At 71.4% G+C, this 23760-nt stretch carries 15 protein-coding genes; 2 read left to right on the top strand and 13 right to left on the bottom strand.

Annotated elements, in window-relative coordinates:
* Window positions 1-2: 2 nt before the first annotated feature.
* The 8 genes from ACZ4TR_RS25435 to malQ all read right to left on the bottom strand — a co-directional run bounded on the left by ACZ4TR_RS25435 (window position 3) and on the right by malQ (window position 15804).
* The gene (locus tag ACZ4TR_RS25435; RefSeq protein ID WP_465289321.1) at window positions 3-1376 is read right to left on the bottom strand and encodes a maltokinase N-terminal cap-like domain-containing protein; all 1374 of its coding nucleotides are present in this window, start codon (window positions 1374-1376) and stop codon (window positions 3-5) included.
* Window positions 1377-1381: 5 nt separating this feature from the next.
* Window positions 1382-3190, bottom strand: a complete 1809-nt coding sequence (gene treS / locus ACZ4TR_RS25430; RefSeq protein ID WP_364519193.1) for a maltose alpha-D-glucosyltransferase — start codon at window positions 3188-3190, stop codon at window positions 1382-1384.
* A gap of 34 nt (window positions 3191-3224) precedes the next feature.
* Entirely contained in the window at window positions 3225-5207 is a 1983-nt protein-coding gene (locus tag ACZ4TR_RS25425; protein WP_465289320.1) for an alpha-1,4-glucan--maltose-1-phosphate maltosyltransferase, read from the bottom strand.
* Window positions 5208-5457: 250 nt separating this feature from the next.
* Window positions 5458-7602: a glycogen debranching protein GlgX gene (glgX, locus tag ACZ4TR_RS25420; RefSeq protein WP_465289319.1), complete on the bottom strand. Its 2145-nt coding sequence runs from the start codon at window positions 7600-7602 to the stop codon at window positions 5458-5460.
* 50 nt (window positions 7603-7652) lie between these two features.
* Window positions 7653-9374, bottom strand: a complete 1722-nt coding sequence (gene treZ, locus ACZ4TR_RS25415; protein ID WP_465289318.1) for a malto-oligosyltrehalose trehalohydrolase — start codon at window positions 9372-9374, stop codon at window positions 7653-7655.
* On the bottom strand, window positions 9371-11647 hold the full coding sequence (treY, locus tag ACZ4TR_RS25410) for a malto-oligosyltrehalose synthase (protein WP_465289317.1): 2277 nt from the start codon (window positions 11645-11647) through the stop codon (window positions 9371-9373). Before treY ends, treZ begins: the two co-directional genes overlap by 4 nt.
* Window positions 11644-13764: a glycogen debranching protein GlgX gene (glgX, locus tag ACZ4TR_RS25405; protein ID WP_465289316.1), complete on the bottom strand. Its 2121-nt coding sequence runs from the start codon at window positions 13762-13764 to the stop codon at window positions 11644-11646. Before glgX (ACZ4TR_RS25405) ends, treY begins: the two co-directional genes overlap by 4 nt.
* A gap of 78 nt (window positions 13765-13842) precedes the next feature.
* Window positions 13843-15804 carry a 4-alpha-glucanotransferase gene (malQ, locus tag ACZ4TR_RS25400; protein ID WP_465289315.1) on the bottom strand — a complete coding sequence of 654 codons (1962 nt, stop codon included), beginning with the start codon at window positions 15802-15804 and terminating at the stop codon, window positions 13843-13845.
* Window positions 15805-15919: 115 nt separating this feature from the next.
* Between malQ and ACZ4TR_RS25395 the strand changes: the two genes are divergently transcribed.
* The gene (locus ACZ4TR_RS25395; protein WP_465289758.1) at window positions 15920-17362 is read left to right on the top strand and encodes an amino acid permease; all 1443 of its coding nucleotides are present in this window, start codon (window positions 15920-15922) and stop codon (window positions 17360-17362) included.
* Here the strand turns inward: ACZ4TR_RS25395 and ACZ4TR_RS25390 are convergent.
* Window positions 17340-18122 carry a DUF6885 family protein gene (locus ACZ4TR_RS25390; protein WP_465289314.1) on the bottom strand — a complete coding sequence of 261 codons (783 nt, stop codon included), beginning with the start codon at window positions 18120-18122 and terminating at the stop codon, window positions 17340-17342. The genes ACZ4TR_RS25395 and ACZ4TR_RS25390 overlap by 23 nt on opposite strands.
* A gap of 567 nt (window positions 18123-18689) precedes the next feature.
* Window positions 18690-19496: an EamA family transporter gene (locus ACZ4TR_RS25385; protein ID WP_465289756.1), complete on the bottom strand. Its 807-nt coding sequence runs from the start codon at window positions 19494-19496 to the stop codon at window positions 18690-18692.
* A 342-nt stretch (window positions 19497-19838) separates the two neighbouring features.
* Between ACZ4TR_RS25385 and ACZ4TR_RS25380 the strand changes: the two genes are divergently transcribed.
* Window positions 19839-20015: a DUF7455 domain-containing protein gene (locus tag ACZ4TR_RS25380; protein ID WP_284745229.1), complete on the top strand. Its 177-nt coding sequence runs from the start codon at window positions 19839-19841 to the stop codon at window positions 20013-20015.
* 171 nt (window positions 20016-20186) lie between these two features.
* Here ACZ4TR_RS25380 and ACZ4TR_RS25375 read toward each other — a convergent pair whose 3' ends face one another.
* From ACZ4TR_RS25375 to ACZ4TR_RS25365, 3 genes are read right to left on the bottom strand one after another with little or no spacing between them, the layout of a single operon-like run.
* A complete protein-coding gene (locus ACZ4TR_RS25375) occupies window positions 20187-21368 on the bottom strand; it encodes an ROK family transcriptional regulator (protein WP_364519219.1) in 1182 nt (393 codons plus the stop codon).
* A gap of 11 nt (window positions 21369-21379) precedes the next feature.
* Entirely contained in the window at window positions 21380-22843 is a 1464-nt protein-coding gene (locus ACZ4TR_RS25370) for a sugar ABC transporter permease (RefSeq protein WP_465289313.1), read from the bottom strand.
* Between the two features lie 20 nt (window positions 22844-22863).
* Window positions 22864-23637, bottom strand: coding sequence for an ATP-binding cassette domain-containing protein (locus ACZ4TR_RS25365; protein ID WP_086862680.1), 774 nt, complete (start codon window positions 23635-23637; stop codon window positions 22864-22866).
* Window positions 23638-23760: the final 123 nt, after the last annotated feature.

Genomic DNA, 23760 nt, shown 5'->3' with positions numbered 1-23760 from the left:
CGTCATCCCTCTCCGTCGGTGATCCGGGCGATCGAGGCGAGCGGCACGCCCAGCCAGTCGGGCCGGTTCGCGTGCTCGTAGCTCACCTCGTAGACCGCCTTGTCCAGTTCGAAGGCGCGCAGCAGCTCGCCTTGGTCGCGCGGGTCCGCCGCGATCGCGGCGTAGCCCTCGCAGAACGCCGCCCGGTTGCGCTGCGACCACTCCATGGCCCGCTGGGCCAGCGCCGGTTCGTCCGGCTGCCCGACCAGCATCTGCTGGGCCGCGTAGTCGAACGACCTCAGCATGCCCGCCACGTCGCGCAACGGCGACCGCAGCGCGTGGCGCTCCTCCACCGGGGCCGCCGGCTCGCCCTCGAAGTCGATCAGCAGCCAGCCGGTGACCGTCCGCAGCACCTGGCCGAGGTGCAGGTCGCCGTGGATGTACTGCATGGTCACGGAGTCGGCGGGCAGCGTGCGCAGCGTCTCGAACGCGGTCCGCAGCCCCGGGGCGTGCGCGGCCAGCTCCGGCACCCGCCCGGCGACGGCGTCGAGCCGGTCGAGCATCGCCTTCATCGAGCGCTCCAGCTCGTCGGCGTCGACCGGTTCGGTCCCGAGCGCCTCGGCCAGGTCCGCGTGCACCTCGGCCACCGCCCGCCCGAGCCGCTCGGCCTCGCCGGCGAAGTCGCCGCCGACCTCTTCGGCGTGCAGCTCCGGCGCGGCCATCAGGTCGCGGACGCTCGTGGTGGCCATCGCCCAGCCGTCGACCGCGTCCGCGACGAACTGCTGGAGCATGCCGACCGTGGTCGGCTCGCCGCCGAGGTCGCCGGTGATCGAGCCGAGCACCTGCGCGATGTGCTTGCTGCCGACGCCCTGCAGTGCCCGGTGCAGCAGCAGGTCCTTGTTCTTCCCCGGCGTCAGCTTCCGGAACAGCTTGAGGATGTACTGCCCGCCGTAGACCAGGGACGTGTTGCTCTGCTCCGAGGTGATCGGCCGCGCCCGCAGGCCGGTCTCCAGCTCGACGCCGGGCTCGTGCTCGAAGACGAGCGAGCCCACGCGGCCTTCCCGGGCCATCAGGTCCAGCAGCACGCCGGTGACGTCGAGGTCGCCGGACGCCTCGTAGGCGTTGAGGTCGCCGACGGCACCGATCCAGCTGGTCGACGAGATCTCCGGCGGGTGCGTCCGCCGGCCCACCAGCAGCTGGTAGGGCTCGGACCGGTCGCCCTGCTCGACCTCGACGACCACGTGCAGCAGCTGCGGGTCGCCTTCGACCAGCTCGGTCACGCCGAGCGGCCGCACGCCGGTCACCGGCCGGTCCTTGCCGGCGAACCAGCGCTGTTCGGGCAGCCAGCGCACCAGATCGTCGGTCAGGTCGTCGACCAGCTCACGCGGGTCGGACAAGGGACTCACCTCGCTTCGCCTTCGTCTCCCGGGCTCGTCAGCTGGAACCAGTAGAAACCGTGCCCCGGCAGCGTCAGCAGGTACGACAGGTCCCCGATGCTGGGGAACCGCACGCCACCGGTGAGCTCCACCGGCGTGCACCCGCGGTGCGCGGACAGGTCCAGCTCCACCGGCTGCGGGAACCGGGACAGGTTGTTCACGCAGAGCACGACGTCCTCGCCGCCGTCCGGGCGCCGCCACTGGCGCTTGTACGCCAGCACGCTCGGGTTGGACCCGCCGAGGTCGACGAACTCCCCCTCGGCGAACGCGTGGTGCTGCTTGCGCACCTCGATCATCCGCCGGGTCCAGTTGAGCAGCGACGACGCGTTGTTCGACTGCGCCTCGACGTTCAGGCCCTGGTAGCCGTACACCGGGTCCATGATCACCGGCAGGTAGATCCGGCCGGGGTCGCACGAGGAGAACCCGGCGTTGCGGTCCGGGGTCCACTGCATGGGGGTGCGCACCGCGTCGCGGTCTCCGAGCCAGATGTTGTCTCCCATGCCGATCTCGTCACCGTAGTACAGAACGGGCGAGCCCGGCAGGGACAGCAGCATCGCCGTGAACAGCTCCTGCTGGTTCCGGTCGTTGTCGAGCAGCGGGGCCAGCCTCCGGCGGATGCCGATGTTGGCCTTCATGCGCGGGTCCTTGGCGTACTCCGTGTACATGTAGTCGCGCTCTTCGTCGGTGACCATCTCGAGGGTCAGCTCGTCGTGGTTGCGCAGGAAGATGCCCCACTGGGTGCCGCTCGGGATCTCCGGGGTCTGGACGAGGATCTCCGAGATCGGGAACCGCGACTCGCGGCGCACGGCCATGAAGATCCGCGGCATCAGCGGGAAGTGGAACGCCATGTGGCACTCGTCGCCGCCGACCGCCGGGTCGCCGAAGTACTCGACGACGTCCGAGGGCCACTGGTTGGCCTCGGCGAGCAGGATCCGCCCCGGGTACTCGTCGTCGACGACCTTGCGGCAGCGCTTGAGGAACTCGTGCGTGCGCGGCAGGTTCTCGCAGTTGGTGCCCTCCTGCTCGAACAGGTACGGCACGGCGTCGAGGCGGAACCCGTCGATGCCCAGGTCGAGCCAGAAGCGCAAGGTGTCGATCATCGCGTTCTGGACGTCGGGGTTCTCGAAGTTCAGGTCGGGCTGGTGGGAGAAGAACCGGTGCCAGTAGAACTGGCCGCGCACGGGGTCGTACGTCCAGTTCGACGTCTCGGTGTCGACGAAGATGATCCGCGCGTCGGCGTAGCGGGAGTCGTCGTCGCTCCACACGTAGTAGTCGCCGTACGGGCCGTCCGGGTCGCTGCGGGACTGCTGGAACCACGGGTGCGCGTCCGAGGTGTGGTTGAGCACCAGGTCGGTGATCACCCGGATACCGCGCCGGTGCGCCTCGTTCAGCAGGAACACGAAGTCCTCGACGCTGCCGAACTCCGGCAGCACCGCGCGGAAGTCGCTGATGTCGTACCCGCCGTCGCGCAGCGGCGACGCGTAGAACGGCGGCAGCCACAGGCAGTCGATGCCCAGCCAGGCGAGGTAGTCCAGCCGGCCGGCCAGGCCTCTCAGGTCGCCGGTGCCGTCGCCGTTGGAGTCGGCGAACGCGCGCACCAGCACCTCGTAGAACACCGCGCCCTTGAACCACTCCGGGTTGCTCGGCGCCTGCTGCGCCGACCGGAAGTCGCCGGCCTGGGGCTCGACGAGCATGCCGTCGGCGGTCATCGCCTCGCCGGTGTGCGGCACACCCTCGAGCCCGAGTGCCGCGTCGGGGCGGGCTTCCTCCGCCATGTGTTCCACCTCAGTCCCTCGATCCGTTCCCCCGCTAACCGGCGAGCCGCCGCCGGACCGACACCACGTGCGCCACGGCCCGCCAGGGCTCGAGCCGCACGAAGTTCGCCGGGCCCCAGTCCCACGTGTCGCCGGTGACCTCGTCGTGGGCGATCAGCCGCTCGTGCGACTCGAACCCGAGGGCCGCCGTGTCGAGCCACAGCGTGCCTTCCTGCGGCCCGTACGGATCGAGGGTGACGACGGTGACCACGGTGTCGCCGGTGGCCGGGTCCTGTTTGGAGTACGCCAGCAGCGCGTCGTTGTCGATGTGGTGGAAGTGCAGGGTGCGCATCTGCTGCAGCGCCGGGTGCGCGCGGCGGACGGCGTTCAGCTTCGCGATCCACGGCTCCAGCGACCGCCCCTCGGCGAGCGCGCGCTCGAAGTCGCGCGGGCGCAGCTGGTACTTCTCGGAGTCGAGGTACTCCTCGCTGCCCTCGCGGACCGGGACGTGTTCGAACAGCTCGTACCCCGAGTAGACGCCCCACGTCGGCGAGATCGTCGCGGCCAGCGCGGCCCGCAGCGCGAACATGCCGGGCCCGCCGCGCTGCAGCGACTCGTGGAGGATGTCCGGGGTGTTCACGAACAGGTTCGGCCGGCCTTCGTTCCAGTGCTCGCGCAGGTCGATGGCGAAGTCGATCAGCTCCTGCTTGCCGGTCCGCCACGTGAAGTACGTGTAGCTCTGGGTGAAGCCGAGCCGGGCCAGGCCCCACAGCCGCGCCGGGCGGGTGAACGCCTCGGCCAGGAACAGGACGTCCGGGTGGGCGTCCTTCACCGACTGGATCAGCCAGGCCCAGAAGTCCGGCGGCTTGGTGTGCGGGTTGTCGACCCGGAAGATCTTGACCCCGTGGTCGATCCAGACCGTGATGACCCGCAGCATCTCCTCGTAGACGCCCTTGGGGTCGTTGTCGAAGTTGATCGGGTAGATGTCCTGGTACTTCTTCGGCGGGTTCTCCGCGTAGGCGATCGAGCCGTCCGGGCGGGTGGTGAAGAACTCCTGGTTCTTGAGCACCCACGGGTGGTCCGGCGCGGCCTGCAGCGCGAAGTCCAGCGCCACCTCCATGCCCAGCTCTTCCGAGCGGGCGACGAAGGCGTCGAAGTCCTCGAAGGTGCCGAGCTCCGGGTGGATGGCGTCGTGCCCCCCCTCGTCGGACCCGATGGCCCACGGCGAGCCGACGTCGTCGGGCTTGGCGTCGAGGGTGTTGTTGGGGCCCTTGCGGTTCACGCGGCCGATGGGGTGGATCGGCGGCAGGTAGACGACGTCGAAGCCCATCTTCGCGACCCGGTCGAGCGCGGCCGCGGCGGTGGTGAAGGTGCCGTGCACCGGCTTGCCCTCGGCGTCGAGCCCGCCGGTGGAACGGGGGAACAGCTCGTACCAGGAGCCGAACGCGGCCCGGCGGCGGTCGACCCACAGCTTGTGCGGCTTGCCCTTGGTGATCAGTTCGCGCACCGGGAACTCGCGCATGAGCTGGCGGACCTCGGGCGAAAGCGCGGGCCCGACCCGCTCGGCGAGGCTGCGCTCGTCGTCGCGCAACGCGGCGACCGCGCCGGTCAGCAGCGCTTTCTCCGCCCGGCGGTCCGGGCGGCGCGAGACGCGCTCCAGCAGCCGGGCGCCGTTTTCGAGGTCGTTGGCGAGGTCTTCGGGGCCCTGCCCGGCGGCAACCTTCACCTCGACGTTGTGCTCCCACGTCGCCCAGGGGTCGCCCCACGCGTCGATCCGGTAGGTCCACGTGCCGGTGGTGTCCGGGACGATCACCGCGGCAAACTCGTCAGGGTGATCGGGACCGCGCGGCACCATCCGCGTCTGGCGGGTCAGCCGATCGCCGGGACCGCGCCACGCGACGGTGGCCGCGACGGCGTCGTGACCCTCGCGCCAGACGGTCGCGGTGACCGGGATGTGTTCCCCCACAACGGCTTTGGCCGGATACCGGCCGCAGCTCACGCTGGGGGAGACGTCGTCGATGCCGAGCCGGCCGGTCATGGGCAACGCCCCTCGGAAGTGTGTCGGTTTGTGCGCAGGCGTCGTCAGTCTGCCCGACTCGATCACGCACGATCGAGGCAGGGCTCTCTTGTTCTGTACCCAGCCAGGGCCGGGTGAAACGCTTTCCCCGCAACGAATTTCCGGCAGGTGTCCGGCAGGTTGAGCGCGCGCCCGCCCCGCCGCCGGACCCTGCCGGTGAATACCCGTACCCGAATGGACGATAGGCGTACCCGGACCGTCGGCTCGCGCGTCAGGGGCCGTCGACGTGCTCGGCGGCCAGGCGCGGGGCGCGGAGCAGGAGCAGCGATCGGGACTGCAGCGTCAGCCGGCTCTTGGCCTCCAGCGGGCCCGGGTTGGCCGGGCTGCCGTCCGAGGTGCTCGTGTCGAGGGTCGGCTTGAACGTCTCGCCGTACTCGCGGCCCGGCAGCACCACCTCGGCCGGCTCGTCCCCCGCGTGCAGCCACATCAGCCACGAGTGGTCGGGCACCAGCTCGCCGTCGCGGTTGCGGGCCTGGCTGTTCGAGCCGTCGACCCACATGCCGAGGGTGTGCCGGTCCTCGAGCCAGTCGGTCTCGCCGAACTCCTCGCCGTCGGGGCGGAACCAGACCAGGTCCGGTTTGCCGGTCGGCGTCGTCCGGCCTTCGAAGAACTCCGGCTGCCGCAGCGCCGGGCTGTTCGCCCGCAGCCGCACGACCCGGCGGGCGAAGGCCAGCATGGCCTCCGCCTCGGGCTCCTCCGGCGTCCAGTCCAGCCAGGACGTCTCGTCGTCGAGGCAGTACGCGTTGTTGTTGCCGCCCTGGGTCCGCCAGAACTCGTCACCCGCGGTGATCATCGGGGTGCCGGTGGACAGCAGCAACGTGGCGAACATGTTCCGGACCTGGCGCGCGCGCAGCTCGCGGATCGCCGGGTCGGCCGTGTCGCCCTCGGCGCCGTGGTTCCACGAGCGGTTGTCGTTGCCGCCGTCGCGGTTGTCCTCGCCGTTGGCTTCGTTGTGCTTTTCGTTGTAGGACACCAGGTCCCGCAGCGTGAAGCCGTCGTGGGCGGTGACGAAGTTGATCGACTGCCACGGCCGGCGCAGGTTGTGGTCGTAGAGGTCCGACGAGCCGGACAGCCGGTAGGCGAGGTCCCGCACGCCGGTCGCGCCGCGCCAGAAGTCCCGCACGGTGTCGCGGTAGCGGCCGTTCCACTCCGCCCACTGGGCGCCGAAGCCGCCGACGCGGTAGCCCTCGCCGGTCGCGTCCCACGGCTCCGCGATCAGCTTGCAGCGCGAGAGCACCGGGTCGGTCGTGATCGCGGTGAGCAGCGTCGACGCCGGGTCGAACACGCCGCCGCGGGCCCGGCCGAGCGTGCTGGCCAGGTCGAAGCGGAAGCCGTCGACGCCCAGCTCCTGCGTCCAGTACCGCAGCGAGTCGGTGACCAGCCGGACCACGGTCGGCGAGCCGGCCTCGAGGGTGTTGCCGCAGCCGGTGATGTCGGCCATGTGCCCGCGTTCGGTGTGCAGGTAGTACACCGGCGCGTTCAGCCCGCGGAAGCTCAGCGTCGGCCCGTCCGGGCCGCCCTCGCAGGTGTGGTTGAACACGACGTCGACGATCACCTCGATGCCGGCCGCGTGCAGGGCGGCCACCATCAGCCGGAACTCCTCGACCTCGTGGCCCGGCTCGCTGGCGTAGGCGGCGTGCGGCGCGAAGAAGCCGAGCGGCGAGTACCCCCAGTAGTTGTGCCGCCCGGCCCGGACCAGCGACGGCTCGTCGAGGAACGAGTGCACCGGCAGCAGCTCCACCGACGTGACGCCGAGCCGGGTCAGGTACTCGATGGCCACCGGGTGGGCCAGGCCGAGGTAGGTGCCGCGCAGCGCCTCCGGGATGAACGGGTGCTGCTGCGTGAACCCCTTGACGTGCAGTTCGTAGATCACCGCCTCCTCGAACGGGACCTCGGGCTTGACGCCGGTGTCCGGCCCGCCCGGCGAGGACACCACCGACAGCGGCACGCTGCCCAGCGAATCCACTGTGGACATCGGGCCGCGCTCGGGGTCGCCGGTGAAGCCCTGCGCCGCGGCCAGGTCGGTCAGGCCGCCGGTGATCTGCCGGGCGTACGGGTCGAGGAGCAGCTTGTGCGGGTTGCAGCGCAGGCCGCGGGCCGGGTCGTACGGGCCGTGGACGCGGTAGCCGTACCGCTGCCCCGGCGTCACCCCGGGCACCAGGCCGTGCCAGACGCCGAAGGTGCGCTCGGTCAGCGCGATCCGGCGCTCGGACCCGTCGGCGTCGATCAGGCACAGGTCGACCGCGTCCGCGACGGCGGAGGTGATCGCGAAGCGCACCCCGCCGGCCTCCGGGTGGGCGCCGAGGGGAAACGGGCGTCCGGCGCGGACGTGCTGGGTCGAGGGTCGTGTGGCCATTCCTGAATCGTCCCAGATCCGGGTCACATCCCGCTCGGCGTACCGGCCGGTTACCGGGTTTCGACCAGAACGAAACTGTCCGGCGGCAGGACCGCCGCGCCCCCCTCCACGGCGGCTCCGGACCAGGTGAGCAGGGTTTCCGTGGCGCCGAGCGGGAGCGTGACCTCGCCGGATCCGAAGTTGACGGCCAGCCGGAGCCCGCCGCGGTGCAGCACGAGCCACGAGCCGTCCGGCGCGGTGTCCACCCGCAGGTCGGCGACGCGGGGACCGGCCAGTGCGGAGTGCTCGCGGCGCAGCCGGATGAGCGTCCGGTACAGCTCGAGCATCTCCCGGTGGCCGGGCGTGTCCACTTCGGTCCAGTCGAGCCGCGAACGCTCGACCGTCGCCGGGTCCATCGGATCGGGCACGTCGGACTCGCCCCAGCCGTGCCGGGCGAACTCGCGACGGCGGCCCGTGCGCACGGCCTCGGCCAGCTCCGGGTCCGGGAAGGAGGCGAAGAACTGCCACGGCGTGCTCGCCGCCCACTCCTCCCCCATGAACACCATCGGCGTGAACGGCGAGCAGAACAGGATGGCCGCGCCGCAGGCCAGCCGGTCGCGCGAGACGGTCGCGGAGAGCCGGTCGCCGGTCGCGCGGTTGCCGATCTGGTCGTGGTTCTGCAGGTAGGCGAGGAAGCGGTGGCCCGGGACGGTCCGGGTGTCGACCGGGCGGCCGTGGGTCCGCTCGCGGAACGACGACCAGGTCCCGGCGTGGAAGAACACCTCGCGCAGCACCCGCTCGACGGCGTCCTGCGCCGCGAAGTCCGTGTAGTAGCCCGACGTCTCGCCGGTGAGCTTGACGTGCAGGGCGTGGTGGAAGTCGTCCGACCATTGGGCGTGCAGGCCGTAGCCGCCGCGCTCGCGGGCCGTGACGAGCTTCGGGTCGTTCAGATCGGACTCGGCGATCAGCGTCAGCGGCCGGTTCAGCGCCGCCGACAGCTCCTCGACCTCGACCGCGAGCTGCTCGAGCAGGTGGACCGCCCGCCGGTCGAGCAGCGCGTGCACGGCGTCCAGGCGCAGCGCGTCGACGTGGAAGTCGCGGAACCAGCCCAGCGCGTTGTCGAGCACGTACCGGCGCACCTCGTCCGAGCCGGCGCCGTCGAGGTTGAGCCCGGGGCCCCAGTCGTTCTGCCCGGCGAAGTACGGCCCGAAGCGGTCGAGGTACGCCCCCGACGGCCCGAGGTGGTTGTAGACGACGTCGAGCACGACGGCCAGGCCGCGCGCGTGCGCCGCGTCGACGAACCGCTTGAAGCCGTCGGGGCCGCCGTAAGGCTCGTGGACGGCGCCCCAGAGGACGCCGTCGTAGCCCCAGCCGGCGGTGCCGTCGAAGGAGTTGACCGGCAGCAGCTCGACGTGGGTGATGCCGAGCTCGACGAGGTGGTCGAGCCGGTCGACGGCCGCGTCGAAGGTGCCGCCCTCGGTGAACGTCCCGATGTGCAGTTCGTAGACGACCGCGCCGGGCAGCTGGCGGCCGTGCCACGCGTCGTCCGTCCACTCGAACTCGCCGTGGTCGTAGACGCGCGACTCCTGGTGGACGCCGTGGGGCTGCCACCGCGACCGGGGGTCCGGCAGCCGGTCGCCGGCGCCGTCGGCGTCGTCGAGGAGGAAGGCGTAGTTGACGCCGTCGGCTTCGGCGTGCCACCAGCCGCCGTCGCCGGCGGTCATCTCGTGCACGCCGGCGTCGACGCTCACCCGGACCCGGCGGGCCGCGGGGGCCCACACGCTGAACTTCATGCGTCTCCTCGCACCAGCAACGCCACGGGGTACCGCTCGAACAGGGTGGCCACGTCGCCGGTGGCGTCGCGGCCGGTCAGGACGTCGGTCCAGACACCCGCCGGCAGCGGCAGCACGGTGTCGCGCCAGCCGCCGGCGGCTTCGAGCCCGACCGGCAGCCGGGTCACCGCCACGGCGAGGTCGGCGCTTCGCGTGTACGCCAGGACGTGCTCCGCGGCCGCGCCCTCGGCCCGCAGCGGCCGGTAGCCGCGGAACAGCGCCGGGTGTTCGCGGCGCAGCCGCAGTGCCTTGTGCACGACGAGCAGCTTCGCCGCGCCCGACGCGTCGATCTCCGGCAGCTCGCCGTCGATGACCCGCGCCAGGATTTCGCGCCGGACCGCGTAGTCGACCGGACGGCGGTTGTCCGGGTCGACCAGAGAGAAGTCCCACAGCTCGGTGCCCTGGTAGACGTCCGGGACGCCGGGCGCGGTCAGCTGCACCAGCTTCTGGCCGAGGGAGTTGACGTAGCCGGGCCGCTCGATGCGTGAGACGAACGCCTCGACGTCCGACGCCAGCTCGGCGTCACCCATGACGTCTTCCGGCCAAGCCGCGACGTCGGTCTCGAACGCCTCGTCGTGGCTGGTCCAGCTGGTCCGGAGCTTGGCCTCCTTGGCCGCCTTGTCGAGGTAGTCCCGCAGGCGGGCGGGCTCGATCGGCCAGGTCGCGAGGAGCGTCTGCCAGGCCAGGAGGTTCAGCGACGGCTCGTCGATCCCGCGCCGCGCGGTCCACCGGCGGACGGCCTCGGCGAACTCGCCGGGCACCTCGGAAAGGACCGCCATCCGCGCGCGGGTGTCCTCCGAGCGCTTGGTGTCGTGCGTGGTCAGCGTCGTCATCGCGGCCGGGTAGCCGGCTTCGCGCTCGGCCGCCAGGCGGTGGAACTCCTCGACGCCGAGGCCGAACCGGTCCGGGTTGCCGCCGACCTCGTTGAGCGCGGCGAAGCGGGTGTAGCGGTAGAACGTCGTGTCCTCGGTGCCCTTGGCCACGACCATGCCGGACGTCTGCTGGATCCGGGTGGCCAGCTCGCCGCCGGGGTTCTTCCGCACGTACGCGTCGAGGACGAGCAGCGCGTCGGCGAGGTCGGGCCGGGCCTGCCGGGCCCCGTCGATCGCGGCCGTCCAGTGCGCCGCGCCTTCCGGGAGGTAGGAGCGGTAGACGGGGAAGGCGATCATCGTCTCGGCCACCGCCTGCCGGGCTTGCTCCGGATCGACGTCGGGCAGCAGCGCCGCGATCCGCCGGACCTCGGCGACCAGGATGTGGTCGGTGACCAGGCGCCGGGCCTCGGCCTCGACGCGGTGGTAGCCGGTCTTCACGCCCAGTTCCGTGGCCAACGCGGTGTAGCCGGGCTCGGCGGCCGGGTCGACGAAGACGCCGGCGATCTCGCGCAGGGCGTCGTAGCCGGTGGTGCCGTCGACCGGCCAGCTCTGCGGCAGCGGCTCGCCCGGGTGCAGGATCTTCTCCGCGACGATCCACGCGTCCGGCGCGTTCTCACGCAGCCGCCGGAAGTACCCGCCCGGGTCGGCGAGGCCGTCCGGGTGGTCGACGCGCAGGCCGGTGACGTCGCCGTCGGCGACCCAGCGCAGGACCTCCCCGTGCGTCTCGGCGAACACCGTCGGGTCCTCGACGCGGACCGCGGCGAGGTTCGTGATGTCGAAGAACCGGCGGTAGGTCAGCTCCGCGTTGCCGCGGCGCCAGCCGATCAGCCGGTAGTGCTGACGCTCGTGGACCTCCTGCGGCGTCCCGCCTTCCGTGCCGGGGGCGAGCGGGAAGCGGTGGTCGTAGTAGGCGAGTTCGCCGCCGTCGACGGTCAGCTCGGCGACCGCGTCGTCGTCACCGAGCACCGGCAGCAGGAGCGGACCGCGGTCCCAGTCGATGTCGAAGTAGGACGCGTACTCGGACTCGCGGCCGTGCGTGAGCACGTCCCACCACCACCGGTTGACCTTCGGCACCTCGACCGACATGTGGTTCGGCACGATGTCGACGACCAGGCCGAGCCCGAGCTCCTTCAGCAGCGTGCTGAGCTCCTGCCGGGCCGATTCGCCACCCAGCGCCGGCCGCGCGCGCGTCGCGTCGACGACGTCGTAGCCGTGGGTCGAGCCGGGTGCCGCGTCCAGCACCGGCGACGCGTAGAGCGCGCCGATGCCCAGGTCGCGCAGGTAGCCGGCGATGCCGGCGGCGTCGCTGAAGGGGAACTCCGGGCGCAGCTGCACCCGGTAGGTCGACTCCGGCACCGTCATGCGGTCTCCGTCCGCTGCAGCACGATCAGGGAGCGCGCGGGCAGGGTGAGCTGGCCGCCGCCTTCGATGGGTTTCGCGTCGAGGGGCTCGACCTCGCCGGTCGCGGTGTCCACCACGACGGTCCAGGCCTGGCCGTAGCCGTTGCCCGGGAGCTGGGCGTCGATGTCCTCGAAGTGCGCGTTGAACGCGAGCAGGAACGAGTCGTCCTCGACGTGCATCCCGCGCGGGTCGAGGTCCGGGATCGCCTGGCCGTTGAGGAAGACGACGACCGCCTTGCCGAAGCCGTCGTCCCAGTTCTGCTCGGTCATCTCCTCGCCGGCCGGGGTGAACCAGGCGATGTCGCCGAGCTTCTCGCCCTTGCCGACCGGGCCGCCCTGGAAGAAGCGGCGGCGGCGGAACACCGGGTGCCGGTGCCGGAACGCGCTCAGCCCGCCGGTGAACCGGACCAGGTCGGCGTGCTCGGTGGCCAGCGCCCAGTCCATCCAGGACAGTTCGGAGTCCTGGCAGTAGACGTTGTTGTTGCCCTGCTGGGTCCGGCCGAACTCGTCGCCGTGCAGGATCATCGGCACGCCCTGGGACAGCAGCACGGTGGCCAGCATGTTGCGCTGCTGGCGGACGCGCAGCTCGTTCACCTCCGGGTCGTCGGTTTCGCCCTCGACCCCGCAGTTCCACGACCGGTTGTCGTCGGCGCCGTCACGGCCGTCTTCGCCGTTCGCCTCGTTGTGCTTTTCGTTGTAGGACACCAGGTCCCGCAGCGTGAAGCCGTCGTGGGCGGTGACGAAGTTGATCGACGCGAACGGGCGGCGGCCGTCGTCCTGGTAGAGGTCCGAGGAGCCGGTGATCCGCGACGCGAACTCGCCGAGCGTCGAAGGTTCGCCGCGCCAGAAGTCGCGGACGGTGTCGCGGTACTGCCCGTTCCACTCCGTCCACAGCGGCGGGAAGTTGCCGACCTGGTAGCCACCGGGGCCGACGTCCCACGGCTCGGCGATCAGCTTCACCTGGCTCACGATCGGGTCCTGCTGCACGAGGTCGAAGAACGTGGACAGCCGGTCGACGTCGTAGAACTCGCGCGCCAGCGCCGAGGCGAGGTCGAAGCGGAAGCCGTCGACGTGCATCTCCGTCACCCAGTACCGCAGTGAGTCCATGATCAGCTGCAGGGTGTGCGGGTTGCGCACGTTCAGCGAGTTGCCGGTGCCGGTGTAGTCCATGTAGTACTCGGGCTCCCCCTCCACCAGCCGGTAGTAGGCCTCGTTGTCGATGCCCCGCATCGACAGCGTCGGCCCGAGGTGGTTGCCCTCCGCGGTGTGGTTGTAAACCACGTCGAGGATCACTTCGATGCCGGCCTCGTGGAAGGCCTTCACCATGCCCTTGAACTCCTGGACCTGGCCGCCCTCGCCGGGCATCGCGGCGTAGGAGTCGTGCGGGGCGAAGTACCCGATCGTGTTGTAGCCCCAGTAGTTCGTGAGCCCCTTCTCCTCCAGGCCGTGGTCGGAGACGAACTGGTGCACCGGCAGCAGCTCCACCGCCGTCACGCCGAGTTTCTGCAGGTGTTCGACGACGGCGGGGTGCGCCATCCCGGCGTACGTGCCCCGCAGCGCCTCGGGCACGAACGGGTGGTTCACCGTCATGCCCTTGACGTGGGCTTCGTAGATCACCGTCTCGTTGTACGGCCGCTTCGGCTGGCGGTCGTTGCCCCAGTCGAAGAACGGGCTCGCCACCAGCGAGTACGGCACCCGGCCGGCGGAGTCGTCGTCGTTGCGCTCCTCCGGGTTGTCGAACTTGTACCCGAACAGCGACTCGTCCCACTTCACGCCGTGCGAGACGGCCTTCGCGTACGGGTCGATGAGCAGCTTGTTCGGGTTGCAGCGCAGCCCGCGGGCCGGGTCGTACGGGCCGTGGACGCGGAAGCCGTACCGCTGTCCGGGGCCGACGTTGAGCAGGTAACCGTGGTGGACGAAGCCGTCCACCTCTTCGAGCGCGTACCGCGTCTCGTTGCCCTCGGCGTCGAACAGGCACAGTTCGACGCGCTCGGCCACCTCGGAGAACAGGGCGAAGTTCGTCCCGACTCCGTCGTAGGTGGCGCCGAGCGGGTAGGGCGTTCCGGGCCAGGGCCGCACTGGGTTCTCCTCGAGCTTTCGCAGGTTGTGCCGGGTGTCCGTGCTGACGGACGGGAATCGCGTGCCGTGGGGTACCCGTTACCCGGGCAGGGGACGCGCCGCCGCCAGCGGCGCGACCGCGGCGCGCACCCCCTCGGCGGTGAAGAAGCCGTCGACACTGACGGGGAGGGGGATCCGCCAGTTAGGGTACTGGTCGATCGTCCCGGGCAGATTCGGCTGCCGTACCTGGCCCGCGACGTCGGCCGGGGAGGTCAGCACCAGCCGCGACGCGGCCTTCGCGAGCAGCGTGTGCAGCGCGACGACCATGTCGTCGGCCGGGATCCCTTCGCGCGCAAGGAGTTCTCGCAGCGCTTGGCGTTCGGCGGCGGCCGCGTCTTCTTCGGCTTCGACGCCCCGGTCCAGCAGCCCCAGCTCGGCCCGGACCCGGACGTGCTCGCCCTCGAGCCAGCCGGAGACCGTCGGCAGGTCGTGCGTGGAGATACTGGCCATGGCCTCCGGGTCCCACCCGGCCGGGCGGGTGAACGGCTTGCCGGGCGCGTCCCAGTCGCGTTCGAACCACAGGACGGCCGAGCTGAGCATGCCGCGCTCGTGCATGGTCTCGGTGACGGTCTCCTCGACGGTGCCGAGGTCCTCCCCCACCACGACCGCGCCGGCCCGGTGCGCCTCGAGCGCGAGCACGCCGACCATGGCCTCGGCGTCGTAGTGGACGTAGGTGCCGCGGTGCGCGGGCTCGCCCGGCGGGATCCACCACAGCCGCCAGAGCCCGGCGATGTGGTCGACGCGGATGCCGTCGGCGTAGCGCAGGACACCGCGGATGACGTCCCGGAACGGCGCGTACCCGGCTTCGGCGAGCTTGTCCGGCCGCCACGGCGGCAGGTTCCAGTCCTGTCCCTGCTGGTTGAAGGCGTCCGGCGGCGCGCCGACGCGGACGTCGGCGGCGAAGACGTCCCGCACCGCCCAGGTGTCGGCCCCGCCGGGGTGCACGCCGACGGGCAGGTCGTGCACGATCCCGACGGTCATCCCGGCGTCGCGCGCGGCCTCGCGGGCCGTTTCCAGCTGCGTCCGGCAGAGGTGCTGCAGCCAGGCGTGGAAGCCGACGCGCTCCTTCAGCTCCCCGCGGGCCTTCTCGACCTCGGGCCCGGACGGGTCCCGCAGGGGCTCCGGCCACTCCCGCCAGTCGGCGCCGTGCTGTTCGGCGAGGGCGCAGAAGAGGGCGAAGTCTTCGAGGTCGGCGTCCCTCGGCAGGTCTTCCACGCGGTGCGGCCACAGCAGCTCGAGCGCGGCGCGCTTCGCCGTCCAGACCTTGTCGTAGTCGATGAGCTCGCCGTCGCGGTCCGGGACCAGCGACTCGACCGCCTCCCGCGTCGCCGCGTCGGCCCGCGCGAACGTCTCGGTGGCGGTGACGCGCAGGTAGATCGGGTTGGCGAACCGGCGGCTCGCGGGCGAGTACGGCGATCGTTCGACGGGGTGGGCGGGGCTGAAGGCCTGCACGGGGTTGACCAGCAGCACGCCGGCGTCCAGTTCCGAGGCCGAGCGGGCAGCGAAGGCCGCGAGGTCGGCGTAGTCGCCGATGCCCCAGGAGCCGGCCGAGTGCAGGGCGTAGAGCTGCAGCATCCAGCCCCAGGCGGGCGGGACGTCCGGCAGCTTCGCGGGCACGACGGCGAGCACGACGTCCTGGCCGGCGGTGACGACCCGGTGCCAGCCGAGCGGCAGGTCGGCGGGGAGCTCGCCGTGCACGGCCCGCCGGCTCCCGTCTTCGAGGACGACCTCGGCGTCTCCCGGCAGCGGCCGGCCGGTGCCTTCCTTCAGCACGATCGTCGGCGGCAACCGGTCGGGAGCCTGTTCGGCCAGCGCTTCGGCGATGGCGTCGTCACTGGTGGCGTCGACGCCGAACTGCCCCAATACGGCGACGACGACGTCGTCTTCGACTTCGACCCACTCCTGGTCGGCGTTTTCGTACCGGGTGGCGACGCCGTGGCGGTCGGCGAGCTGGTGCAGGGCGCTGCGGGCGGGGATCTCGTCGGGCACGGGGACCAGCATTCCGGTGCCGGGCCGTTCCCGCCATCCGCACGGGGCGACGTCACTCAGGAGCCGATCTGCGGGAACCTTCGTGACCTTCTAACTTCTCCTCATGGGTGTGCGGAGAACGTTGAACGTGGACGACGTCCTGAAGCGCCAGGACTCGGGGGAGCTCAAGCGGCGGCTGCGCGGGCGCGACCTGGTGGGATTCGGCGTCGGGATCATCATCGGCACCGGCATCTTCACCCTCGCGGGCGTCGAGGCGAAGACGCACGCCGGGCCCGCGGTGACGCTGTCGTTCGTGCTCGGCGCGGTCGTCGCGGGGCTCGCGGCGCTCTGCTACGCCGAGCTCGCCTCCAGCGTCCCGACGGCCGGAAGTGCTTACACGTACGCCTTCGCCACCCTCGGCGAGGTGTTCGCCTGGATCATCGGCTGGGACCTGCTCCTGGAGTTCGCGCTCGGCGCCGCCGTGGTGTCGCGCGGCTGGTCCGGCTACCTCGCCAACCTGCTCGGGCTGTCGCCGGAGTGGTTCGGCGAGGACGCGAAGGTGAACGTCGGGGCGGTGCTGATCATCGCGGTGCTGACCGTCGTCGCCGTGCTGGGCATCAAGGAGTCGGCCTGGCTGACCAACCTGCTCGTCTGCGTGAAGGTCGCCGTCTGCGTGCTCGTGCTGGCGGTCGGCCTGTTCTTCGTCAAGGGCGCGAACCTGACGCCGTTCATCCCGCCGGCCCGGGCTCCCGAGAACGGCACGACGGTGCTGGAACAGCCGATCGTCCAGGCCGCGCTCGGCCTGGAGCAGTCGGTCTACGGCATCGCCGGGATGATCACCGCCGCCGCGGTCGTCTTCTTCGCCTACACCGGTTTCGAAGCGCTCGCGAACCTCGGCGAGGAGACGCTGAACCCGCGCAAGGACCTCCGGGTCGGCATCCTCGGCGCGCTCGGCGTGTGCGCGCTGCTCTACATCGGGGTCTCGATCGTGCTGACCGGCATGATCCCGTTCACCGACATCGACACCGGTGCGCCGCTGGCCGACGCGTTCGACCGGGTCGGCCAGCACTGGGTCGGCGCGCTCATCTCGCTCGGCGCGGTGACCGGGCTGACGTCGGTGATGATGGTCGAGCTCGTCACGATCGGGCGGATCGGCTTCGCCATGGGCCGCGACGGCCTGCTGCCGAAGGCGCTCGGCGCCGCGCACCCGCGCTGGGGCACCCCGCACCGGATGACCATCGGCGGCGCCGCGCTGATCGCCGTGCTGGCCGCGTTCATCCCGATCTCCGAGCTGGCCGACATGGTGAGCATCGGCGCGCTGTCGGCGATGATCATCGTGGCCGTCGCGGTGCCGGTGCTGCGCCGCCGCCGTCCCGACCTGGATCGGCCGTTCTCCGTGCCGTTTTCGCCGGTCGTCCCGATCCTGGCGGCGCTGGCCTGCCTGTACCTGATGCTCAACCTCAACGTGCTCACCTGGATCCGGTTCGCCGTGTGGCTGGCGATCGGCCTGGTCATCTACTTCGCCTACGGCCGCCGCCATTCGCGGTTCGCGCCCGGGAACGCCGAGGTCAGTCCCAAAACGACGGGGTGAGGCCGGCGACGCGGGCCGCCTCGCGCGTCACGGCGACCTGGTCGGTGTCGACGACCACCAGCACGCCGAGCCCGGCCAGCGCCGCGGCGACCCACTCGACGGGCTGGTCGTGGATACCGTTGTCCCCGAACGACGCATAAGTGTCCACAACGGACAGCAAGGTGCCTTCCGCGCCGATGCGGACGCCCGCCACGAGCACGAAGTGGCCGCCCGGCGGACGCCAGCGGGAGGTCCACAGTGGCGGGACGCCGGTGTCGAGGTAGTCGAGCAGCGCGCGTTCCGGCGTGTCGTGGGCACCGAGCTCGGCACCGTCGATCCGGGCGATCACCGCGACGCGCGGCACGTCCCACAGGCCGACCAGCAGGTCGAAGAGCGTCTCGCCGGTCCACTCCCCCGTCACCGGCACCGCGGCGAGGGCCCCGCCCGACAACGCGCCGACGGCCGTCGCCAGCCCGGAAACCCGCGTCCCGGCGGCGGCCGGGTCGTCGACGAGCGGCACGGCCAACCGGAACTCCGGCCGGCCGGCCTCCCCCGGCGGGCGCACGACGGGGCCGCGAACGGTCCCCGCGGCCACCGCGACGACGTCCTGATCGATCCCGTCGAGCCCGGCCGCGCGCAGCGCCGCGAGCCCGCAGAACGCGGCGGCCAGGCCGTCCTTCTGGGGCAGCTCCGCCTGGGCGACTGAGGCCAGCCGGGCCCCGCCCGGCAGCCACCGCACCCCGGACAGGTCGAGCTGCCCGCCGTCGATCCCCGAAGACATCGGTCCTCTCAGCGGCTTCCCGGATTCGTCACGGTCATCTTCCCAGCCTCACCGGCGCGACCGGTGGGCGCGTTCGCCCGCCCGCGCCGGGTCGGACGCCCGGTGCGACCGGTGGGCCGTGCGTTCGCCGGGCCACGGCGGAGTCGTGCGCCACCGCGTCGGTCATGGTCGCCCGCCTCCCGCTGCCCCGGCCGAGTATCCCCGTCGGAGACGACGGAGGCCATCACGATCCGGCCGCCGGCACGCCCCCGCCCTTCCCTGGGGGGGCGGCCCCGCTCCAGCGTATCGGCGACGCCCGACGAAAAGCCCGGGAAGGGCGGCCAGGGAGCCGTTCGGACGGTGGGTCGCGACGACATGAATGAGTCATTCACTGCATCGGACGAGGTGAATGACTCATTCACTGCATCGGCACGGCCGCAGACCGAGCGGAGCGAGCGCAACCGAGCCAGGCCAGCAGACCGAGCCGAGCGAGCCCCAGCCGAAGCATCCGAGGCCGACCAGCCGAACCGAAGCCACGCCGCCCCAGCTCCAGCTCCAGCTCCTGCGCAGCCGACCCCGGTTCAACCGTCACCCCGGCGGCTCCGGCGCCGGGCGTCCCGGCTCGTCGCGGCTCCGCAGCGCCACCCCGGCCACCACCGCCAGCGTCCCCAGGGCCTCCGGCCACGATGGCACCTGGGCCAGCAGCAAGAACCCCATCACCCCCGCCGTGACCGGCAGCAGCGCCAGCAGCACCGCGAAGCGCGCCTGCCCCAGCCGGCGCAGCACCACCTGGTCGAGCGCGTACGGCACCACCGTCGACAGCACCCCCACGCCGATCCCCAGCAGCAGCATCCGTGGCGAAGACCACACCTCACCCGTCCCGAAGGCCAGCGGGGACAGCACCACCGTCGCCGCCGCGAAGCCGATCGCCAGGCTGTCGATGCCCGATCCCTCGGACGAGGCCACCCGCTTGCCCAGCACGATGTAGCCCGCCCAGGCCGCCGCCGCGCCCAAGGCGAACACGACGCCCAGAACGGACCCCGACAGCTGGACGTCCGCGATCGCCACCACCCCGCACGCCACCAGGACCACCGCGAGCACGTCCCGCAGCGACCGGGAGCCGACCGCGGCCACCAGGACCGGGCCGAGGAACTCCATCGCCACCACCGTCCCCAGCGGGAGCCGGGCGATCGCCTCGTAGAAGAGCACGTTCATGCCCGCCGTCACGATGCCGAACGCGATCGCCAGCGCCAGCCGGCGGCCGCGCCAGGCAGCCCTCCCCGGGCGGCGCCAGGCCAGGAGGACCACCGCCGCGCCGAGGCAGCGCAGCCACGCCACCCCGGCGGGGGTCGCGTGGCCGAAAAGCCCGACCGCGATGGCCGCGCCGGCGTACATGGAAATTCCGCTGAGAACGAACAACAGCGGGGCGGGTACCGCGGAAAGCCTCCTCGGCGAAGTCAGCGTGCTCACGACCCCATGGTGCCTGACCACGGAAAATGTGACTCTCCGGGTATTCGTCTCCTGCATTGCGGGATGCGGTTACGGCATCCGGGGTAAATCGGCGTGACTCAGGTCCCACCGGCGCGGGAACACTTGCGAGCCGCGAAACGTCTGGAAGAGTGGAAGCACGAACACCGCGGAGCCGAGGGCGATCGCCGCCAGCGGCATCAGTCCCGAAGTGGGCGTAGCTGGATCGATGGCACCGGGCGACCGGTGCCGGGACGGAGGGAGACCCCCATGACAACGCCGACGCTCACCCGCCCCGAACTGACCGCCGCCGACCGCTGTGACCGGTGCGGAGCAGCAGCTCAGGTACGAGCCATCCTCAAGGGTGGCGAACTGCTCTTCTGCGGGCACCACGCCCGCGAGCACGAGGCCAAGCTCAAGGAACTGTCCGCCGACATCCAGCGGTAACGAACCCGAAACGCCCGAAGGCGGCCGGTGCGCACAGGCACCGGCCGCCTTCGCCTTTCTTGAAACCTGCACAGCTGAAACCTGCCCAGTCTGCAACTTGCAAAGTGCGTGGCGAATATCACGGTAAGGCCGCGAAAGACGCCTATTCCGGACACGAAACCGGACAGGAAATCAGACAGAATCCAGCACGACTTCGAACGCGACTTCCGCGGCGCCCAGTAGCTTCACGTCGGCCCCCAGCGCCGAGCTGATGATCCGCGTGCCGCCGACCGCCCGGCTCACCAGGCTGCGCCGGCGGACCTCCTCGCCGACGTGCCGCAGCACCGCTTCCGGCAGCACCGTCAGCAGGTCGCCGAGGATCACCAGCTGCGGTCCGAGCAGGTTGACGACGTTGATCAGGCCCAGGGTCAGCCACTCGGCGAACCCCGCCAGCCGCGTGAGCGCCACCTCCGGGGTCCGGCCCAGCTCGCGCAGCTCGAACAGGATCGCCCCGCGCGGGGTGTCCTCGGGCAGGCCGAGCGCCCGGCAGAGGGCCGCCTCGCCGACCTCGGTCTCCCAGCAGCCGCTGCTGCCGCAGTAGCAGGGCCGGCCGTCCGGGCGGATCACCATGTGCCCGATCTCGCCGACGTAACCGGAGCCGCCGCGCAGCGCCGACCCCTCGGCGATGACGCCGCCGCCGACCCCGACGTCCGCCGAGATGTACACCACGTCGGACGCTCCGCGGGCCGCCCCCCGCAGGTGCTCGGCGACCGCGCCGATTTCGGCGTCGTTGCCGACCAGGATGGGGATCTGGAGCACCGCGCCGAGCCGCTCGCCGAGGGCGACGTCGGTCCAGCGCAGGTTCGGGGCCTCGTGCACGTACCCGTCCGCCCGCCGGATGACGCCGGGCACCGACACCCCGGCCGCGACCGGGGTCACGTCGAGGTCGCCGGCCAGGACGGCCGTCGACTCGATGACGTGGGTGATGACCTCGTCGGGCTGGCCCATCCGGCCGCGCAGGTTCCAGCTGTTGCGGCCCAGGATCTGGCCGCCCAGCCCGACCAGGGCGATCGCGACGTGCTCGACCTGCAGGTCGACCGCGAGCACGACCGCCGCGTGCGGCTGGGGCAGGACCAGGAGCGAGGGGCGGCCCGCCCCTCGTCCCGGCCTCGGCACCTTCTCCTCGACGACGCCGGCTTCGGCGAGCCCGTCGACGAGGGTCTTGATCGTGCTCCGGTTGAGCCCCAGCTCGGCGGCCAGGGTCGCCCGGGTGCTCGGCCCGCCGACGTGCAGCAGGCGGAGCAGGGTCGTGCGGTTGTGCCGGCGCACCTCGTCCGGTCGTGCAACGGGTGTGCTGGTCACAGGCCTGATCATTCCATGCTGGTTCAGCGCGTGGACGCAGCCGCGCGGCGCCGCGACAGCGCGTCGACCGTGGCGGCGAGCAACAGGACCAGACCGGTGATGATGTTGACCACCGCGGCCGGCTGCTTGAGCAGGCCCAGGCCGTTGATGACCACGGCGATCACCAGGCCACCGACGACGGCGTCGGCCACCCGGCCCTTGCCGCCGAACAGCGACGTGCCGCCGATGACGGCCGCGCCGACCGAGTACAGCAGCGTGTTGAGGCCACCGGACTGCGGGCTGACCGAACCGACCTTCGACGCGGCGACGATGCCGCCGATGGCCGCGACCGCCGAGCCGATGACGAACACGCTCGCCCGGATCTTCGGGACGTCGATACCGGCGCGGCGGGCGGCTTCCTTGTTGCCGCCGACCGCGTAGACGTACCGGCCGTACTTGGTCCGGTTGAGCACGTAGGTCCCGGCCACCAGCAGCACCAGCATGATCGGGATGACGTACGGGACGCCCTCGATCGTGACGACGGCCTTGTTCGGCGAGCGGTTGATCGTCAGCAGCCAGGTGCCCACCGCCGACAGCACGACGAGCGCGCCGACCTTGATCAGCACCAGCGCCGTCGGCTGCACGACCAGGCCGCGCTGGAGCCGCTTGAAGTGGCTGGTCAGCGTGATCACGGCGAACCCGCCCGCGGCGACGAGGAAGAAGATCCAGCTGCCGAGGATGTTCAGGTTGCCGTTGGCGATCTTGTACAGGACGTCGGAGTTGGTGATGCCGATCGTGCCGCCTTCACCGATGAACTGCAGCAGGACGCCCTGCCACACGATGAACAGCGCCAGCGTCACGACGAAGGACGGCATGCCGATCTTCGACACGAGGAAGCCGGTGATGCAGCCGATCGCGGTGCCGACGCAGATGGCCAGCAGCATCTCGAGCCAGGCGTTGGCCGGGACGCCGACCGCGACGAGCAGCAGCCCGACCAGCGACAGCGCGGCACCGGCCCAGATCCGCTGGTAGGCCGAGAGCAGCATGGCCACGGCGAGGACCGCGATGAACGTGATGAACACGCCGGAACCCAACGTGCCCAGCAGGTTTCCGGCGTGCACGTAGTGCAGGGCCATCACCGACGCGGCGGTGCCGGAGGCGACACCGGCGGCGAGGTCGATCTCGCCGAGCAGCAGCACGAAGACGATGCCCATCGCGATGATGATCACGCCCGCGCCCTGCGGGAACACGTTGGCGATGTTGGCCAGCGTGAAGAAGTTGTCGGACAGCGCGCTGAACAGGACGACCAGCACGAGCAGGCCGAACAGCGACGGCAGCGAGCCGAGTTCACCGGCCCGCAGGCGGGCGAAGTAGTCGCGGACCGCTTCGCCGGTTGACATCGATGTCGTGTCGATGCCGAAGTCGGTGATCGCCGCGGTGGGGTTCTGGGTCTGCGCGAGCGCGTCGGCGGGTGTGCCGACTTCGTGCTTGGCAGGGGTTTCAGTCATTTCCGGTTCTTTCTTCCCGCTCACAGGACCACGGCTTCGGGCCGGGCAAGGCCGAGGTCACCGGAGCGACCCGCGGTGATCAGTTCCACGATCTGGCCGTGGCTGACGTCCTTCGTGTGCACTTCGGCGACGAGGCGGCCGAGGTACAGCACCGAAATGCGGTCGGCGACCTCGAACACGTCGGCCATGTTGTGGCTGATCAGCACGACGCCGAGGCCCTGTTCGGCCAGCCGGCGGACCAGGTCCAGCACCTGCCGGGTCTGCGCGACGCCGAGCGCGGCGGTCGGCTCGTCCAGCACGACGACCTTGCTGTTCCACAGCACCGACTTCGCGATGGCCACGGTCTGGCGCTGGCCACCGGACAGCGAGGAGACCGGCGTCCGGACCGACTTCACGGTCCGCACCGACAGGGAGGCCAGCGTCTCGCGAGCGGCCTTCTCCATGCTGGCTTCGTCCAGCTTCCAGCTGCTCCCACGCTCCCGGCCGAGGAACATGTTCTGGACGATGTCGAGGTTGTCCGCGAGCGCCAGGTCCTGGTAGACGACCTCGATGCCGAGGTCGGCCGCGTCCTTGGGCCCGCGGATGTGGGCGTCCTGCCCGTTGAACCGCACGGCCCCCGAGTCGTACGGGTGGATGCCGGCGATGCACTTGACGAGGGTCGACTTGCCGGCGCCGTTGTCGCCGACCAGGGCGGTCACTTCGCCCGCACGCACGTCGAAGTCCACGTCGTGGAGGACGTGGACGGGGCCGAAGCTCTTGTTCAGGCCCTTGATCTCGAGGATGGGCTCACTCATGGATGGCATTTCTCCTGTATGGGGACCGGGGGGGGGGGGGGGGGGGGGGGGGGGGGGGGGGGGGGGGGGGGTGGGGGGGGGGGGGGGGGGGGGGGGGGGGGGGGGGGGGGGGGGGGGGGTACG

The organism is Amycolatopsis sp. NPDC028719, assembly GCF_055565395.1.
Note: the sequence above shows the minus strand (reverse complement) of the source record. Positions and strands in the feature narration are given on the sequence as shown.